We start from the raw sequence: 17,791 nt of genomic DNA, 5'->3' as shown, positions 1-17,791 counted from the left end.
ATTTTTTTCTTCATCTGCACAATATCATACCTGTCAGAGACTGTCAACCGGGCTATTTCAACGGATGAACGGCGATTTCGTTAAGCCGGGCTAATCCCCAAAACGCCTGCCCGCTCTTTTGCCTTGACCGGAAAAAACAGGCTGATTAGACACCTCTAACCGGCCTGCCGAAAATTTTTTTAAAGAAATCATCAGATCAAAAGAATCGCTTGACCTCTTCAAGCAACCAGTATATACTGTTCAATTGGTAATACCAATGAATATGGGTGATGCAAATGTTTGATAGCGGAAGATCCTATCTGAAGGTTATCCAGTACATTCGCCAGCAGCTTATTTGTGAGCAATTGCGGATGGGGAACAAGCTGCCGACGGAACGTGAATTGTCGGAGATCTTAGGTTTAAGCCGGAATTCCATCCGGGAAGCATTGAGAACCATGGAAAACATGGGGATTATTGAAAGCCGGCAGGGATCGGGAAATTATCTTACCGGAAATTTTGAGAAGAGCTTTACGACCTCCCTCTCGATGATGGTCCTGATGAAGCAGGTCAGCTATCTTGAAATCAATCAGCTGCGCCGCAGCATAGAGCTGCAGTCTCTGATCCTGGCGATGAAGCGGATCACGGATGATGAACTGACGACAATCGGGAAAATCCTGACCGAGATGGAGCATTCCCAGGCAAACGCCGAGACTGTCTCTGATAAAAAATTCCACGATGCGATCATCGCGGCTTCGGGAAATGAATTGATGGTCAATCTCATGCAGGCCTTATCAGCCACTTGTGAAGAAGTGATGGAAGTGCTTGAGCATCTCCTCGACCAGGGGTTGGAGGATCAGAAACATTTGCTGATGGAGTCGCGCCGGCAAATTTATGAGAGTTTGTTCCATAAAAATCTGAGCTTAGGTATTGAATCTGTGAACACTCACTACGATATCCTGGATAGCGGCTTGAACAATCATCATTCCCTGGCAAACGGGTAATTTGTCTTGTTGCTGTCTTTATTGCCCTTATGGTGTTTCAAACGGCTGAAGCTGATAAAACCGTGATAGAAGTCACGGTTTTTTTTGTTTATCAGCCCTATTGACCGGGTGCTCTAGTTGGTCTATACTTTTAATTGGTATTACCAATTGGTTGTACCAATTAAGGCCATACTTGAAAACTTGAGGTGTATTGATCATGAAATCTACAAAGCAATTGATCAGTGCCGCCATTATGGCGGAGGTATTTCACTATTTAGCGCATGATCCTATGAAAAATCTGCCGGATCTGCTGGACCTGGCTGACCGGTTCATCGTGAAAAAGGACTTCAAAGCGGCGGCCAAATTACTCAGGGAGGCTGCTCATGACCCGGAGAACAACATTAACCGGCTCATGCAGCGTTTTTTTCATGAATTAAATTTGACCACGCAAAAGAAATTTTTAATTAACTTTATGGTCAATGCCGGCATTGTCGGCGATTCCATTATTGAAAAGAATAAGAAGAAATATCAGTGCAACGTGCCGTGGGCAATCCTCTTTGATCCCACCGCCGCCTGCAACCTGAAATGCACCGGCTGCTGGGCCGCGGAATATGGGCGCGGACTTTCCCTGGATTATTCCGTAATGGAGAAAATTGTCCGGCAGGGCAAACCGCTCGGGATTTATATGTATATCCTGTCCGGCGGAGAGCCGACCGTCCGCAAAAAGGATATTCTCCGCCTGGCGGAGGAGAACGAAGACTGCATGTTCCTTTCTTTCACCAACGGTACGCTGATCGACGAAGAATTTGCCTCGGAGGTTGAGCGGATAGGGAATTTCGCCTTCGCCCTCAGTGTGGAGGGCAATGAGGAAGAGACCGATATGCGCCGCGGGAAGGGCACCTATCTGAAGGTGATGGAGGCCATGGATATCCTGCAAAAGCATGGCATTCTCTTTGGTTTCTCCACCTGCTACCACAGCAAAAACACCGCAACTGTCGGCAGTGAAGAATACATCGACCTGATGATCGAAAAAGGCTGCAAATTCGGCTGGTACTTCACTTATATTCCGATCGGAAAGGACGCCGTACCGGAGCTCCTCGCGACCCCGGAGCAGCGTGAATATATGTATCATCAAACCAGAAAATTCCGCGCCGCCAAGCCCTGCTTTGTCCTTGATTTCTGGAATGACGGCGAACATGTCGACGGCTGTATCGCCGGCGGCAGGAAGTATCTGCACATCAACGCCAACGGTGATGTGGAGCCCTGTGCCTTCATCCACTATTCCAATGTGAATATCAAAGATGTTGATCTGATCGACGCCCTGCGCTCACCACTGTTCATGGAATACCGCAGGCACCAGCCGTTCAACGACAATCACCTGCGCCCCTGCCCAATGCTGGACAATCCGGAGATTCTCCGTGAGATGGTTGATCGCTCCGGGGCGCATTCCACCCAGTTTGAGGACAGTGAAACGGTTACAGAGCTGACCGCCAAAACAGCGGCGGCTGCTGAAAAGTGGGCGCCCGTGGCCGACAGGCTTTGGTCCGAACCCCGGGAATGATCAAATGTTCAAAAGAACATCTGTTTCTTGACATTTGATTCACTTGATCAAGAATACTGCTTGGAAAAGGCAGGAATAACTTGACGTTATGTCGAACACAAAACCAGTAGGCTTCATTTGCTGTGCAAAGCGGCCCAAGGACTTTGCTCCATCCTTCCCTGCTCAGAGAGATGTCATTCGTAAAAGGCGGTTTCCCTGATCATAAAGTATTGGAGGTATTCCTATGTTTGGACGTAACTCGAAGGTGACGAAAACTTCACGCAAGAGACTGCCGGCTCATATAACCGCACTGCTCGTCACCTTGGTCTTCGCGGCAGTCTACTTTTACGTCGCCCTGCCCGCCGTCAACTTGCAAAACCCTGGTTTTTACTTTTTTCTGGTTGTCTGCCTCCTCCTCTTCTGTTTTGTGTCGGTTTTAGCCAAAGGTATGGCAGAACAGCTAACCGATGTCAGATCGATCTGGTGGGTGTTAAAAAAGTATTGTACCATCCCCGCCTTCATCTGTGTCGGCCTGGTGGCGGCGGTCCTGGTCGGCAATATCTTCTCCAGTGTTATCCTGCGCGCCGACACCTATTCCAAGATCCTGCCGGTTGCGGAAGGCGACTTCGCGGCGGATGTTAAGGAAATCTCCTACAACCAGATCCCCATGCTGGATAAAACCTCTGCCCAGCGTCTCGGCGACCGCAAGCTCGGAGAGCTTTCCGACCTGGTCAGCCAGTTTACGGTAGTCAACGACTACACCCAAATGAACTACAAGAATCAGCCGGTCCGGGTCGCCACCCTTGCCTACGGCGACCTTTTCAAGTGGTTCGGCAACCGCGCTCATGGTATCCCCGCCTACCTCCTTATCGACATGGTGAGCCAGAATGTCGAATTGATGCGGATAGAGGAGGGAATCAAATATACCAACGCCGAACACTTCTCCCGCAACCTTTACCGCCATTTGCGCTTTAACTACCCGACCTATATGTTTGATACCCCGCACTTCGAAATTGACGACAATGGGCATCCCTATTGGATTTGCCCTAAGATCGAGAAAACAATCTTGCCGTTCGGCGGGCTCGATGTCAATGGCGCCGTCATTGTGGACGCGGTGACCGGAGAGTGCACCTATTATGAAGACGTGCCAAAATGGGTCGATCAGGTCTACTCAGCCGAGCTGATCATCATGCAGTACGATTATCACGGCCAGTATTCCGGCGGCTTCATTAACTCCCTCTTCGGGCAGAAGGGCGTGACTGTTACGACAGAAGGCTACAACTATATTGCCCAGGATGACGATGTGTATGTCTACACCGGGATCACCTCGGTCACAGGCGATGAGAGCAATATCGGCTTCATTCTTTGCAACCAGCGCACCAAGGAAGCGCGGTATTACCCCTGTGCCGGAGCGGAGGAGTTCTCCGCGATGGATTCCGCGCAGGGCGTGGTCCAGCACTTGCAATACAGCGCCACCTTCCCGTTGCTGCTGAACATCGCCGAACATCCGACCTATTTCATGGCCCTCAAGGATAACGCACAGCTGGTCAAGATGTACGCGATGGTTAACGTCCAGATGTACAATATCGTAGCGACCGGCTCGACAGTGGCCGAGTGCGAACTGGAATATATCCGTCTGCTCAACCAGAACGGGCTGGTCGATGAGGTGCCGAATGTAACGAAAGGGATAGAAGGCGCCGTGCGGGACATCCGCGTAGCGGTCATCGACGGCACCAGTGTCTATTACCTGCTGCTTGACGGGAATGCCTCTTATTATGCGGTCTCGGCGGCCGAGAGCAAAAATGTCGTGCTGGTGAACACAGGCGACCGCGTACGTATCCAGATGGCGGACACTGCGACGGACAGCGCCATCGTGGAGGGGGCGAGTCTGGAGCTGCTGTCTGATCTGTAATGGCCTCTTTTATCACATGAAAGCATTGCACTTGAATTAATGCTTATCCTGTGATTGAATAAGAAGGAAAAGAATAATAGGTTCATCTTTGCCTGAAACGGAGGAACGATTGATGCAGGAAGTTTACGAGTTTCTGAAAAAGTCCGGGACTTATTACCTGGCAACGGTTGACCAAGACCAGCCCAGGGTCCGTCCTTTCGGTACGGTCGCTGTTTTTGAAAATAAGCTCTATATTCAGACCGGCAAGGTCAAGAATGTATCCAAGCAGATCAAGGCAAATCCGAAAATCGAAATCAGCAGCATGGTCGAAGACAGGTGGATCCGGGTCGAAGCCGTGGCCGTTGAAGACGACAGAATAGAGGCCAGGCAGCATATGCTGGACGCCTACCCCTCTCTTCAGAATAGATACAAGGCTGATGACGGCAATACGCAAGTTTTTTATTTAAAAGACGCCACCGCGACGATTTTTTCCTTTACAGCGGAGCCGAAGGTCATCAACTTTTGATTGATCCGGCCCTGTACATTTTTAACGGCAGACCAGTGTTCGCACCGGCCTGCCGTTTCCTCATTCAGTGATTGATGACTAAACAATCCCTGGTCAGATGATCTCTGTTTGCGATATGCTTTAAGACTTTACCGACTGTCGCCGGGGACGATGTCAATTGAACCACCCTGAATTCCCTCGAAGTTTCCCCGAACAATGCGTTCAGGATTGTCAGAACCTCTTTTTTTATGGCGGGGAACTTGCTTTCCTCCCCGGAACAGTGCACCTCGTGAAGCAAAATTTGTTTGATTTCAGTTGATAATCTTTTCAAATCCTTTTGAAACATTGAGAACCTCCCGCTTAACTTTCCAGAATAAAAATTCCTTAATGATGAACTTTGTTTAAACACACACCTTATCAATTATATCCGAAAAACAAGAATTTTAAATCGCTTTTTTCGTTAAATTTTTGTAAAGTTTTTTCTTCAAGGCATTTATTTCTGCCAACCGGGAGAAATCCGATTCATCTCAACAATCGCCCTCGCAAAATAATCGTCTTATTTGGACATAATCGTCGTTTTTTCACATATATTTCATAAGTAAATCAATGTTCAAGCCTCATTGAATTTGAACCATAGTCTGCAATCCATGGACTGATGTAGGAAAAATCTATAACAGCCCCGAATTTATAACAGCAAAAGTTCCGTTCCATACAGTACAGCTTTCCAGAGAACCAGATTGGAGATGAGCTTTCATGAGTTCAGCGCAGGAATTCTCTTCTTTTTTCAAAGGGACCCTGATCTATACGAGTCAGGGTCTGATCCCAATCGAAGATGTCACGGCCAATAACCGGGTATGGACACACAAGCATTGTTTCCAGCAGGTGCTTGCCCAATCGGAACACCAGATTACAGGGCTTTGCCGCTTAAAAGCCGCCGGCAGCCCGGAGACTTATGTCACGAAACAACACCGGTATTTGACCGGAAGGAAAGGAGAAACAAAGGTTCAATGGAAAATGGTCCGCGATCTCACTCCGGGCGATTTTCTGGCCATGCCGGTCAATCAGGACGACCAAAACCCGCTGGCCCTTTCTCCGGAAGAAGTCTGGTTATTGGGGCGGTATACCGGAAATGGCACGATCATCAGTGACAAGAGCCAAATCAAAGGCAGCAGGCTGTTTTTCCATGTTCTCCATCCTCAGTTTGAAAACTTCCGTCAAAATGTTGATTTAACCGCCTGGCATATCTACAAAGATGCGGAATGTCATCACCTGAGCACAGACAACCAGAGACTGAAACAGCTGGCCTTTGCCTGCGGCAAAGGGAGTAAAAAAGTCATTCCGGCCTTCATTTTTAACCTGTCCCCCGCTTTGTTAAAAACTTTTTTAAAAGGCTTTTTCAGCAATCAACAGGATCAGCAAAGCTTTATCAGTGAAAATATCAGCCTTTTATACCAGCTTGGCCTGATTTATGCCAAGGCCTACAACAAAGCTTACGATCTGATCCAGGTTAATCAGCCGAGCTTTCTGCAAAAGGCTTTTTATCAGATCAATTCCAGCCTGGAACTGATCCTCAATTCTGATTCCGGTTTTCTTGAAGACGGGTATTTATGGCAGTCCGTTCAGGCCATTGATGAACTGAGAAGCTTTCAGGGCACAGTCTATCATTTGAAGGTGGACATCGATCACAGTTACACCGCCAACAACTGTCTCGTTCATGATGGTTAAAGGGGACTCGTTTTTGCACCTTTCGGCCAGGGCCTGAAATATTTCTAAACCTTGCAGACCTTGACCTGGGAGACTCTTTTTTCATCCACTTTTTCAACCTTAAACAACAGATCGTTAAATTCCACCATCGAATTATCCTCTTTTTCCGGTATTCTTCCCAGCTTGCCGATAACAAACCCGCTTAATGTCTCATACTCCGCAGTCGGCAGTTCAACCCCGAGGTAATCCTCTACCTTATCCAGGTCTGTTGTGCCATTAATAAGGAAGGTTGTTTCGTCCAGTTTTTCGATATCCTTTTCTATCTCATCATCTTCATCAAAGATGTTGCCGACGATTTCTTCGATCAAATCTTCTAAAGTGACGATTCCAGCCGTTCCGCCATATTCGTCGATGATCACGGCCAAATGCGTTTTGTTTTGCTGGAGCTCCCGGAACAGCTCATCAGTCCTTTTGGAAGCGGGCACGAAATAAGGCTGTCTGATAAAATCCGCCAGGCTAAATTTTTCCTGGTCCTTTTCCCGGGCTAAATATTGAATCAGATATTTGGAATGCATCACACCGGTGATGTTGTCAATCGTATCTTCATAAACCGGTATCCGCGAATATTTTTCTTCTTTCAGGAAAGCCACCACATCCTGCAGACTTGCCTCGACCGGAAGGGCCGCGATCTCCGTCCGGTGGGTCATTACTTCCTCAACTGTCTTGTTATTGAACTCAAAAATGTTGTTAATCATCACTTTTTCCGTTTCCTGAATCGTCCCTTTTTCTTCTCCCACATCTACCATCATCCGGATCTCTTCTTCCGTCACTTCCTCGTCCTGGGCATGGGGATCAATCCCGCACAGCCTGACGAAAAAGTTAGTGGAGACTGTGAGCAGCCTGACAAAAGGCAGGGCGATGATGGACAAGAAGCGCAGCGGATTGGCCACAAAGCGGGAAATCGCCTCAGCCTTCTGCATGGCAATTCGTTTGGGGACAAGCTCTCCCAGGACCAGGGTAAAGTAAGATAAAATAATCGTAATTGCAAACACTGCCCCTGTTTTCAGCCAGGCTTCAGGAATCCGGATGCCTGCCGCCACCAAAAACCTGACCAAAGGATCGGCAAAGGTTTCCGAAGCAAAAGCACTGGCCAGAAAACCGGCAAACGTTATCCCGATTTGAATCGTGGCCAAAAAACGGCTCGGTTCGCTCAAGAGGTTTCTTAACAGTCCGGCCTTTTTGTCTCCTTCCTCGGCCATGATCTTTATTTTATTATCGTTTAAAGAGATCAAAGCGATTTCCGAAGCGGCAAAGAAGGCATTGAGCACAATGAGCACCACTAAAAACAAAATATCGGTAAACAAATTTTTCATCCTCCAAGTCTGTATCTCTAAAAGATAAAAGAAGGCACAACAATCCCCTTTTCCGGGATTGTCAAGGCCTTCTGTAAAAGAACGGTTTTAGCCGATTGCTTGTTTTTAATAATCTGCACCACAATACCATGCAACTTCGTCTATCCCCAGGATTATCGTCCATTTAATTTACCACCCCCATATATCATTATGTCTGTCAATTTACTATAATGCCTCGGGGAATGTCAAATCAGACCTGGCCGATAAGCTCCGGATGATTACCATATCATGTCTGTTATCTTCCTTTTTCTCGTTAAATCTTGGCCTAAGCCCGTTTTAAACCCCTGTTTATTTATTTTTCATGCTCTTTCCATCTTAATAAGAGGGATGAATTGATAATCACCGCCACCGAGCCGGCGTTATGGACCAGGGCCCCGGCAACAGGACCGAGCAGGCCCGCCATTGCCAGAACGATGGCCACAAAGTTGAGGGCCAGGGAAAGGGCCATATTCAGCTTGATGATGTTCATTGTTCTTCTGGCCAAAGCCAGCAGGTGGGGAATACTCTTGATCTCATCGCCGACAAGGGCAATGTCGGCGGCGTCCACCGCAATATCACTGCCGATCCCCCCCATCGCAATACCGACATGGGCCTTTTTCAGGGCAGGGGCGTCATTTACCCCGTCCCCCACCATGGCGACCAGATCACCGCGGCTCTGGTACTGTTCAATGACTGCCATTTTATGCTCGGGCAGACAATCGCTGTGCAGTTCATTGATTCCCGCGCTCTTAGCCATATGAGCAGCGGCCTGGCCGTTGTCGCCGGTCAGCAATACGCTTTTCACTCCGGTTTTTTCAATGTTTTTGAGCATATTCACAGCATCGGGCCGCAAGGTATCCGCCAAAGCGATGAAACCGGCAGCCTGGCCGTCCACAGAGATAAAGATCATCGCACAGCCTTCATTTCTGTAAGCATCTGCTTTATCCATCATGGTGTGAGGCAGGGAAACAGAGTTTTCACGCAGCATTTCGGTATTACCGGCCAGGATGGAACGGCCCCCTACAACCGCGGAAACACCGCGCCCGGCGATCATCTGAAAATCCCGGGCTTCCTGCAAGGACAAACCGGAAACCGTTTTGTAATGAGCAACAATGGCTTTCCCCAGCGGATGCTCGGAACGAAGCTCGGCAGAAGCTGCCAGGCCCAGCAGTGCTTCATCCGTCAGAGCGGAATCAAAGCTCTCCACGGCCTCGACATCTGGTCTTCCATAGGTAAGGGTACCTGTTTTGTCAAAGGCAAGGCGCTTGACCTTAGCCAGTCTTTCCAGCGCGTCCCCCTCCCGGATCAGGATGCCAAACTTGGTGGCATTGCCGATACCGGCCATGATGGCTGTCGGTGTGGCCAGGACCAAAGCACAGGGACAGAAGACAACCAATATGGTCACAGCGCGGATGATTTCGCCCGTAATAAACCAGGTAGCGGCAGCGGAAGCCAGGGCGGCGGCGACAATCCAGGTGGCCCATCTGTCCGCGATCCCGACGATCTTGGCCTTACCAGCATCAGCGGACTGTACCAGCCGGATCATTCGTTGCAGGGAGCTGTCCTCTCCTACTTTTGTGGCCTTCAAATCAAAAGAGCCGAACTGATTGACCGTACCGCTGGAAACCTCATCTCCGGCACTCTTATCCACGGGCAGGGACTCCCCGGTCATCACCGCCTGATTGACGGAGGTCTGACCATCAATGATGACACCGTCCACGGCAATGGTTTCCCCCGGGAGTACGCGCAGGATATCCCCCACTTTAACCTGCTCAGCGGGAACGATGACTTCCTCCCCGTTTCTGATCACCCTGGCTGTCGTGGGGGTAAGATGCACCAGTTTCTCAATGCCGGCGCGGGCCTTTGCCACGGTGCGTTCTTCCAGATAGGCGCCGATTGCCATAATAAAGGCGATTTCCCCGGCGGCAAAGGTTTCTCCAATGATCACCGAGGCAATTAAGGCAATGGATACCAGGACATCCGCTTTGATATCAAACTCGGTAACCAGGCCGACAACAGCCCCTTTAATGATCGGTAGGCCGCACAGTAAAATAGCCGCCCAGGCGGCGTCTACGGGTAAATTCCCGATATTAAAGAAGCTGACGACAATAGAAACCAGCGAGACCGCCAGAAATAAAATGTTTCGTTTTTCTTCTTCTTTCCATAATTCAAGCACTTGCTCCATCCTCCTTATACCTATAGGGGTATGGGTTCATGATACCCCTATAGGTATACCTTGTCAAGTGCTTACCTTGCTTGACCTTCTTTTTAAATGGTGGTATACTTTCCATACCCCTGCGGGTATTCTGCAGAAGGAGCGTGAACAGAGTCTATGCGCCAATGTATGGATGGAGAAAATCTGCATAGAAGAATCAACAAAATCATGGGACAGATCAAGGCCATCGACAAAATGATCGATCAGGATGTCCCTTGTGAGGATGTGCTGATCCAGGTCCACGCGGCCAAAAGCGCTCTGCATAAAGTCGGGCAGATCATTTTGGAAGGACATATCAAGCATTGTGTCAGAGAAGGCATCGAGCATGGAGATGTGGAGAAAACCATTCTGGACTTTGCCAAAGCGGTGGATCATTTTTCGAGGATGTCATAAGCCGGCTTCGCAATCACAAGGAGGTGTCTTTTTTTAGGCACCTCCTTTTCTTTCGATAATAACCCTTCCGGCATGAGTTGTCGTTTTTATTTCATCGGCTGTAAATGTGTTATTGACGGACCTCGGACAGCTTGCCCATAAAGAGAACCGTTCCTGTCTGATCATCGGCAATGACGAACAGGAATGGCCGGTTGGCAATAAAGGCCAGGGTCTGGGCTGAGATCTTCTGCACTTCTACCCCAGTTGCCGCCGCTACTTCACTGCCCTCTTCATTCACCTCTATGATCGCCTTGTGCAGGACTCTGCTGATATAAATCTGATTGCCCATCCTGGAAAAATCAGCCTGAGCGGTAAAAGCTTCCCCCATTCCAAGAGCAGCCAGGCTTTCGTTCAAATTTTTAATTCCATATTCCAGTTTGAAACGGGGCAGTTGCACCAGAAGCTCATCCCGCTCTGCCAGACTGTCTTTGATTGCCTGCCAGCGCCCGGCATCCAGACTCAGGACAAAATCATTGATCGCCAGTCCTTCTTTGGGCAGAATACAGTACATAGCCGCTTTGCCGCCTCCGTACGGCAGGCGGACAGCCTGAAAATTTTCTCCCTCCCCATATTCAACTTTCCCGGTCCTGCTCATCATCCTGACTTCATCTGTCTTGCCGTCGCCAGCCGCGAATTTGGTTTGAACTGTCTTCTCCGGCTCAAATTGCTCGGCCCAATCCCCCTTGAAATAGATGGCATTGATCAGGTACATGACAACATCGGATTCTATTGGGGAATCTACCATTTTGGTGATTTTCTGATCGGTCGCTTCTGCTATCCACTGGTTGATTTGAGCGGCGGCCTCATCCTTGCTGAAATCAAGCGAAATCGTGGGAGCATAGAAAATATCCCTGTTCACCGTGAGAAAATCCGGCTTGATCTCTTCCCCTTCTCTCACCCAAACGGAATTGCCGACATTCAATTTGACCTTGTCGTCCAATCCATTTAAATACGGAATCAGGTTTTGGTAAGAGTGATTCACTGTTATGTCCTCCAGGCCTGTATAGCCCAGGGCTTTGGCCATGGCCTCTTTCGTGGAGCCGGCGGCCCCCTGGTAGGTCATGGCTAGGGCGGTCGATATGCTCAGCGGCGATATCAGGATATTTTGCTCTCCGTCTTCCTGATTCAGCTGCTTGAACATTGTGAAAGCAAAGCGCGTATTTGCCGCAACGAGGTCAGTGCTGATTTTATTTCGGTCAAAACTTGAGTTTAGACTGCCGGCATTGGAGCCGGATTGAACGGGTACCGCGGAACAGCCCGCCAGCAAAGCCGCCGTCAGGGTCAAACAAAGCAACGGATAGAACAATTTGTGCATGTGACACCTCTCCTTTAAATTCACGTTTCCCCAGGAATCATTTTCCATATATTCAGACGCTAAAAAAACCCTCAATCTGACGCGCTCATTCCCTTAACGTACATTCTTTGGCGGGACTTCCTGACTCATAAAACACTTGAATGTGAATCAATAAGCAATGCCATTAATCGCTCTTGATCCTCTATTTATTAAATTCTGCTTCCAAGCTTTCATTTCATCCGACTATCGGGCTTCACTGTCTGTGGATTAAATCTACAAATTGGGTGGTGCATAAAGCCATAAAAACATAGGAAATGAGATTCCGGGGGCTTAAGATGCTGATAATAATTAGTAATGAGAAAAAAACAATCGACTTGATCAATGTCCGGAGGAATTCTTTCTTTATATCCGGATTCAAAACAATGAGTCTCTGATATAGTTTGTTTAGGATCATTCCTTCGATCATGCCGATTAACACCCATGCTGCTAACTTTACAATCAGAATGCTTTCTTCAAAGAATGAAAAACCGATCAATGGAATCAATAGTTTCCAGGCTAACCCCAGCAGCTTACCCTTTTCGGTGTCTCTGTCTGATTGATTATTCATTTTATTAATCAGTGCATAAAATGTTATCTGCTCCTTTTTGATTGCGCGATAGATCTCTATTCTGTTGACCAGGTTGATCATCATGATTATTAATAATAAACAAATCGTAATGAAAATTTTCTCCGTTCCTATGTAAGACATCCCAACAAAGATCAGGAATAGTTGCGCCAGCTTGAATATGGCATCCATATCGATTCTTCTAATGTTGAGCTTGTATCCCATTCGATAATAGGAATTCGGAAAACCGGAAACGATCATACAGGCAAACATAAATAAAACAAGAAAAAATAAAGGCAATTTATTATAATTGATATAAAAGGCATAGACACATAAATAAAGACATGTCTCATATAAGATATTGGATATTAGAAACAGCAATGACACGAAACCTCCCACGGTTAATTATCGAAAGCGCTCGGGAAAAAGCACAGAAGCCCGGAGAACTGAACTACTTGTGCCAGATATGATGTTCCATAACTTTGTTTAACAAAATTAAGCTTAGTCCCAAAGCAAAATAAATTGTTCTGGAAATCCATGCTATTCTGTAATCGTTTGGTTCACCACCCAATCGTTCAAAAATACTCAAATAGGGTAATATCATAATAAACAAGCCGCTAAAACACGATAGTCCGAAAATTTTATACGAGAAAGAATCTATCTCATGGTATTCTTCTGTTTCACCCGAAAGCCTTACAAAGAAGCTCATTGCAGAGGGCACCACAAAAAATAATAAACACCAGATAAAAATAAAATAAGGTTCAAAATTCAGTAAGAATAGGATCGGTAAGGATACTGCTGAAATAAATATTCCGGCAATAATGATTTTTTTCTTATACCTATTCTTATAATAAGAATATTGAAAATCTAGAATTTTAAAAAAGAGAAAAGAGCAAGGAAGCAATATCTGAAATTGAAGCCCGTTCTCTAGCGAGAAGTAATCCATATTCCGCCTATCCCTTCTTGGTTTGTCTGAGTTCACCAGGGTGATTCTGCCATGACAAGCGAGATCTCTCCAATTTGTATTAAGGAGTAGATGAAATGTTATATTACCCAATAAAACGGGCACTCAAGTTCGATTTTTCCAAAAGAGATTAATACCATTTATGGTTTAAAAATATATTTTAATATAGTGTTTTTTTCATGCTAATCGTGTCTTATTCTCTCCCAGATTCATTATACGCTAAGCAATGAGATAAATTTGTCGTTCTATGGAGAGATGAGCAAAAGAAATGTTGCTTAATGAATATCCGCAGGAAAATAGTCAATCTTTGTTGACAAACCGTTATTTCCGAACAAAAAAGTGGGCCTTTGGACCGAAACGAATATGTTGAACTTTAACTTTTCTTCTTCTGCGGTGAATCTGACATAAAGGCAATCCGGAACCCATATGATGGATTCCAAAGAATACGGTTCTTCCACTTTATGAATATGATGATTGGCTTGCCGCATGAGTTTCATGGTTATATTCGACTGTCCTGCTTCGTCAAATCTTAAGGATGTGTGTATTGAATGAGCGGACCTACAGGCTGCGTGCCTTTGGATTTGAGATAATTATCCATAAGCTCAACCGTTTTAAAAAGCATCTCATAATCTTCGGGTAAAAGTTCTTTTGTCGGAACATTGGTTAATTTCAATGTTTGCTGTAATGGACCTGTAATTTTTATGCATCATTCAAAGTAAACTTCCTCCGTTATAAGCTATTTATTAAATTCTGCTTCCAGGCTTTCCACTCAAAGTCTCCAAACCAAGCCATTGGTTCCCAGCAATACAAATACCCAGATCATGAGCGTCGTGTCCACTCCAGTGCTATTCTAGATAAGGAGTATCAGAATGATCATGTGTAATCGTAAGATATAGCCAATAAAGTTCTGAGGCTTCCGCTGTTGTTATTTTTTGTTGTCGTTTCTCATTTTGTTGTATTGACTTGCAATTCTTTGGTGCTTATATATCAAAGGGTATAACATCAAGCAACTTAAGATAAGAATAAGAAAATTAATCGTTCCCGGAGAGTTGCGGATAAATGCAGCATAATAGAAAGTAATACATAAGCCTGCAAAAACAGAAATGACTTCTGTAACATCATACTTAACAGTAGTAGCCTGTAAGCAGTCAAGCAAAATACAGAGTTTTTCGCCACAAAGTGCAGAGTTTTTCAGGTAATGCTTTTGCGGTGCTCTAAGCGGTAACTGTTGCCCGTCATGTTGAGGATCTCGCAGCGGTGAATCAGACGGTCTAGGATAGCGGTTGTAATGGTCGCATCGCCAAGGAACTCGGCCCACTCGTCAAACCCTTTGTTGGATGTAATAATCAGCGAAGTGCGCTCGGCCATGGAAGATACAAAGCTAAAGAACAGATTGGCCTCTGCTGGCGAGAGCGGCATAAAACCCACTTCATCAACAATTACCAGCGCAGCCTTGCTTAGATATTTGAGCCGCCGTTTGCTGGCCCCGGAGATTTCGGCCGTCTTGAGAATCTTCATCAGGTTGTCTAAGGTTTCAAAGGCCACCGCATAGCCCAAGTCCGGCCCCTTCACAGCCAGGGACAGAGCAAGATGTGTTTTTCCAACGCCGGGAGGCCCCAGAAAACAAACGTTGTACGCTTGCTCAACCCAAGTCATATCGCTCAGTCGCAGCATCTGCTCCTTGGAAACACTGCGCTGGAATCCAAAGTCAAACGAATCCATGGTTTTCTCAGCCGGTAAGTTGGCTCTGCGGCAGCGCAACAGATTTTGCTTTTGTATCCGAAGCCGTTGCTGTTCCTGCAAAAACAGCTCTACGCTTTCCACGGGGGTCAAGGTGTTCTTCCCAGCAAAAAGTGCTTCAAAATCTATGGGGTTCATGCGCAAGTCGGAAAGCAGTCCACTTACCCGGTCAATGGGGCGCATCATTTAGCACCTCCCGCCTTGGCATAGACGCTAAGGGAGCGCTTTTGCGTTGTCACATGGTATTTTGCACTGCTCACCGGAAGGAGCAGCGCTGGCGGTTCGGGCTGTTTAGGGACCCTGTGCTCCAGATAGCCTTTTATGTAGTTGGCACTGTAGAGTTTGCTGTCATGACAAAAATCAGCCGCTTCCAGGACAGCCTCAATACCATACTGGTCGCAGAGTGTGTGGATCAGTTTAAACTAGTCTCTGGCATACCGGGATTTCTCGGTACGGATCTCCTGGAGGAAATCATCCGCCTTGCCAAGCAGAAGCACGCCTAGTGCAGCTTGCATCTGATCCAGGGAACTGGTCCTATCGCGTTGGTGGCTTGTACTTTGGATAAGCAGACCGCGCCCGCTGGAAAGGCGGTGCTCGCAGATTGGCTCTCCAAAAACCGTCTGGATGAATAACACGCCGTCCTTAGGCACAATGCAAACCTCTTTCTGCCTGTTGTAAGTGCCAAGCGGAACGGAATATCGGTTGCTGTCATAAAGAATGGTATTGTCCTTGCGGACCGTTCTGCAAAGGGTGGCGCCATGAGTTTCTGCGCACTCGACCAGTGGACGCAGGTGTTCCCGTTCTTCGGCAAAGACTTCCGCAGGAACGCGCTTGGTTGTTCCGTGGATTTTGGCATTGGCGGTACGTTCCAGCCAATCCAGGCAGCTGCTGTTTAGGATATCATCATCCACGTAGAGTCGGTTTTCCAGGAAATTGCCCTTCACATATTTTACGGTGCTTTCTATCTTGCCTTTGCTTTCCGGGTCGGCGCCACGGCACATATAAATGCTCAGTTTGCATTCCTGCCGGAGTTTTTCAAACTCATAGGTATGGATGATATCGCCAGCATTTTCTGCCACACAAACGATACTGTCCTGGTCTAAGACCAGTTCTTGCGGGATTCCCCCCATATACCGAAAGCAGTGGTGGCAGGCTCGCACTAAATCGGTAGCGGTGTAGGGGCGACTCTGCAGCTCGGCATATTTAAAACGGGAGTGGGCCAGAACAAAGGCGGCTGTATAGACCTTGGTGCGGCCACTGCCTACGTTTTTCAACCACTTCTCGCCAAAATCCACTTGCAGCTGCTGCCCCATGGGCAATTCCGGAACGGCTGCATAGTCTCGTGGATTGGGGGCTTTGCGGAGATCATACGTGTTGCGCAGGTCTTTCACATATCGGGAGACCGTGCGTTCGCTAAAGGTCGCTTTGTAGTGTTCTTTTAACCAATCACAAACCTGAGCCGCACTCAGTGTGGGATAATCCCGCAGCCAGCAGACGATGGTGTCCTGGTAATCGTCCAGCAGTCTGACCTTGCTCACGCTGGCTGTGTTGGTTTCATACTCATCTACGGTCATCTTCCAATAGCGGTCCACCGTTCTCCAGTTAAGGCCAAGGCTTTTTGCCACGGCATCTTTTCGGAATCCTTGTTCTTTGAGTTGCTGTATTTTACTATACACAGAATATCCCTTCATTTCTCACAGCCTCCATCCTCAGCCTGTTTCCATTGTATCAGCTGGCTGAAAACTGTGTAGTTGTTGGCGAAAAACTGTGTACTTTGTGGCGAGAAAGTCTGTAGTTCTATTGGCTTAAAACTCTGTACTTTAGTTTACCATTTACATAGCCATGTGGAAAAGTAAATTTTTTCGTGTGTTAGCGTAAATAAACAATAGAAATAAGCTTAATGAGATGCCAAGCGTCAGTTTTTGATCAAAATGACCGCTGGATAATATAATTGGAACAATGATGTATAGGCTTACAATAATCAGTATCCCAAAGCCGCTCCACGCCATCGCCATAATTATATCTCTGCTCCTTTGCTTGCCGTCTTCAGTTAAATCCTTATAATTATTTTGCATCTCGTCCAAAATAGAAGTCTGGGTTTTTATTCTAGGCTCCCGAATAAACGTGGTTTTTCTCAATATCAGTCTCCATAGACGTAGCCAAATTATCATAATTAAAATCTGGATACCAAGCGAAAATAAATATTTTATTGGCAAGGATTGTATCAGAGTGTTATAAGGGACAATATTCTGAATGATTGCAAAAACCAAGCTAAAAAGAAATAGTACTTTATATTTTTTATTTTCAAATGTATGTGTTCTGAAAAAAATCTCATATTTACATGAAATTATGGCAAACAGCACGTATGGCAAAAGACTCCAAATACCAAACACCAAGCTTAAGCTTGGATTGGCAAGTATAGAAAAAACAATACCAGTAACCATACTGTTTATTGAAATAAATATTATCGAAATGAGTATTTTTGAATCATCCTTTATTATGCCCACCACTTCAATTCCTCATTTTTATCCGGCAAGGATTCATATTTTCAT

General features: G+C 46.6%; 14 protein-coding genes. 6 read left to right on the top strand and 8 right to left on the bottom strand.

All coding sequences use genetic code 11. The features are described 5' to 3' along the window. Positions 1–275 precede the first annotated feature (275 nt). From SGLY_RS07360 to SGLY_RS07345, 4 genes are all read left to right on the top strand, one after another. A complete protein-coding gene (locus SGLY_RS07360; protein ID WP_013624644.1) occupies positions 276–980 on the top strand; it encodes a FadR/GntR family transcriptional regulator in 705 nt (234 codons plus the stop codon). Positions 981–1,176: 196 nt separating this feature from the next. Next, entirely contained in the window at positions 1,177–2,520 is a 1,344-nt protein-coding gene (locus SGLY_RS07355) for a radical SAM/SPASM domain-containing protein (protein ID WP_013624643.1), read from the top strand. Between the two features lie 223 nt (positions 2,521–2,743). Next, complete coding sequence (locus SGLY_RS07350; RefSeq protein WP_013624642.1) at positions 2,744–4,411, top strand: hypothetical protein; 1,668 nt, start codon at positions 2,744–2,746, stop codon at positions 4,409–4,411. A 112-nt stretch (positions 4,412–4,523) separates the two neighbouring features. Beyond that, positions 4,524–4,916, top strand: a complete 393-nt coding sequence (locus SGLY_RS07345; protein WP_013624641.1) for a pyridoxamine 5'-phosphate oxidase family protein — start codon at positions 4,524–4,526, stop codon at positions 4,914–4,916. 64 nt (positions 4,917–4,980) lie between these two features. Here the strand turns inward: SGLY_RS07345 and SGLY_RS07340 are convergent, their stop codons facing one another. Beyond that, positions 4,981–5,241, bottom strand: a complete 261-nt coding sequence (locus SGLY_RS07340; RefSeq protein ID WP_013624640.1) for a hypothetical protein — start codon at positions 5,239–5,241, stop codon at positions 4,981–4,983. Positions 5,242–5,648: 407 nt separating this feature from the next. On the opposite strand from SGLY_RS07340, the gene SGLY_RS07335 reads away from it, so the two are divergent. Continuing rightward, on the top strand, positions 5,649–6,620 hold the full coding sequence (locus tag SGLY_RS07335; protein ID WP_013624639.1) for a hypothetical protein: 972 nt from the start codon (positions 5,649–5,651) through the stop codon (positions 6,618–6,620). Positions 6,621–6,664: 44 nt separating this feature from the next. Here the strand turns inward: SGLY_RS07335 and SGLY_RS07330 are convergent, their stop codons facing one another. Then, on the bottom strand, positions 6,665–7,972 hold the full coding sequence (locus SGLY_RS07330; protein WP_041444733.1) for a hemolysin family protein: 1,308 nt from the start codon (positions 7,970–7,972) through the stop codon (positions 6,665–6,667). Positions 7,973–8,303: 331 nt separating this feature from the next. Then, the gene (locus SGLY_RS07325) at positions 8,304–10,175 is read right to left on the bottom strand and encodes a heavy metal translocating P-type ATPase (RefSeq protein ID WP_041444732.1); all 1,872 of its coding nucleotides are present in this window, start codon (positions 10,173–10,175) and stop codon (positions 8,304–8,306) included. Between the two features lie 147 nt (positions 10,176–10,322). On the opposite strand from SGLY_RS07325, the gene SGLY_RS07320 reads away from it, so the two are divergent. Beyond that, positions 10,323–10,598 (top strand): metal-sensing transcriptional repressor, encoded by a 276-nt coding sequence (locus SGLY_RS07320; protein ID WP_013624636.1) that lies wholly within the window; start codon positions 10,323–10,325, stop codon positions 10,596–10,598. 109 nt (positions 10,599–10,707) lie between these two features. Here SGLY_RS07320 and SGLY_RS07315 read toward each other — a convergent pair whose 3' ends face one another. The 5 genes from SGLY_RS07315 to SGLY_RS07285 all read right to left on the bottom strand — a co-directional run bounded on the left by SGLY_RS07315 (position 10,708) and on the right by SGLY_RS07285 (position 17,746). Beyond that, positions 10,708–11,952, bottom strand: coding sequence for a serpin family protein (locus SGLY_RS07315; RefSeq protein ID WP_013624635.1), 1,245 nt, complete (start codon positions 11,950–11,952; stop codon positions 10,708–10,710). A 232-nt stretch (positions 11,953–12,184) separates the two neighbouring features. Continuing rightward, positions 12,185–12,727, bottom strand: coding sequence for a hypothetical protein (locus SGLY_RS07310; protein ID WP_148228098.1), 543 nt, complete (start codon positions 12,725–12,727; stop codon positions 12,185–12,187). 1,963 nt (positions 12,728–14,690) lie between these two features. Next, entirely contained in the window at positions 14,691–15,425 is a 735-nt protein-coding gene (gene istB / locus SGLY_RS07295) for an IS21-like element helper ATPase IstB (RefSeq protein WP_013624632.1), read from the bottom strand. A gap of 236 nt (positions 15,426–15,661) precedes the next feature. Beyond that, on the bottom strand, positions 15,662–16,930 hold the full coding sequence (istA, locus tag SGLY_RS07290; RefSeq protein WP_013624631.1) for an IS21 family transposase: 1,269 nt from the start codon (positions 16,928–16,930) through the stop codon (positions 15,662–15,664). A 141-nt stretch (positions 16,931–17,071) separates the two neighbouring features. Next, a complete protein-coding gene (locus tag SGLY_RS07285; protein WP_148228097.1) occupies positions 17,072–17,746 on the bottom strand; it encodes a hypothetical protein in 675 nt (224 codons plus the stop codon). Positions 17,747–17,791 lie beyond the last annotated feature (45 nt).

Origin of the sequence: Syntrophobotulus glycolicus DSM 8271 (genome assembly GCF_000190635.1) — a bacterium.
In the GTDB taxonomy this organism is placed as follows: Bacteria; Bacillota; Desulfitobacteriia; order Desulfitobacteriales; family Syntrophobotulaceae; genus Syntrophobotulus; species Syntrophobotulus glycolicus.
The sequence above is the reverse complement of the archived record's forward strand: the minus strand, read 5'-3'. Positions and strand labels throughout refer to the sequence as shown.

What these genes read in the sequence shown, in the direction of transcription:
- SGLY_RS07360 (WP_013624644.1), top strand. Translation starts at nt 276, where the DNA reads ATGTTTGATAGCGGAAGATCCTATCTGAAGGTTATCCAGTACATTCGC.
- SGLY_RS07355 (WP_013624643.1), top strand. Translation starts at nt 1,177, where the DNA reads ATGAAATCTACAAAGCAATTGATCAGTGCCGCCATTATGGCGGAGGTA.
- SGLY_RS07350 (WP_013624642.1), top strand. Translation starts at nt 2,744, where the DNA reads ATGTTTGGACGTAACTCGAAGGTGACGAAAACTTCACGCAAGAGACTG.
- SGLY_RS07345 (WP_013624641.1), top strand. Translation starts at nt 4,524, where the DNA reads ATGCAGGAAGTTTACGAGTTTCTGAAAAAGTCCGGGACTTATTACCTG.
- SGLY_RS07340 (WP_013624640.1), bottom strand. Translation starts at nt 5,241, where the DNA reads ATGTTTCAAAAGGATTTGAAAAGATTATCAACTGAAATCAAACAAATT.
- SGLY_RS07335 (WP_013624639.1), top strand. Translation starts at nt 5,649, where the DNA reads ATGAGTTCAGCGCAGGAATTCTCTTCTTTTTTCAAAGGGACCCTGATC.
- SGLY_RS07330 (WP_041444733.1), bottom strand. Translation starts at nt 7,972, where the DNA reads ATGAAAAATTTGTTTACCGATATTTTGTTTTTAGTGGTGCTCATTGTG.
- SGLY_RS07325 (WP_041444732.1), bottom strand. Translation starts at nt 10,175, where the DNA reads ATGGAGCAAGTGCTTGAATTATGGAAAGAAGAAGAAAAACGAAACATT.
- SGLY_RS07320 (WP_013624636.1), top strand. Translation starts at nt 10,323, where the DNA reads ATGCGCCAATGTATGGATGGAGAAAATCTGCATAGAAGAATCAACAAA.
- SGLY_RS07315 (WP_013624635.1), bottom strand. Translation starts at nt 11,952, where the DNA reads ATGCACAAATTGTTCTATCCGTTGCTTTGTTTGACCCTGACGGCGGCT.
- SGLY_RS07310 (WP_148228098.1), bottom strand. Translation starts at nt 12,727, where the DNA reads ATGGATGCCATATTCAAGCTGGCGCAACTATTCCTGATCTTTGTTGGG.
- istB (WP_013624632.1), bottom strand. Translation starts at nt 15,425, where the DNA reads ATGATGCGCCCCATTGACCGGGTAAGTGGACTGCTTTCCGACTTGCGC.
- istA (WP_013624631.1), bottom strand. Translation starts at nt 16,930, where the DNA reads ATGAAGGGATATTCTGTGTATAGTAAAATACAGCAACTCAAAGAACAA.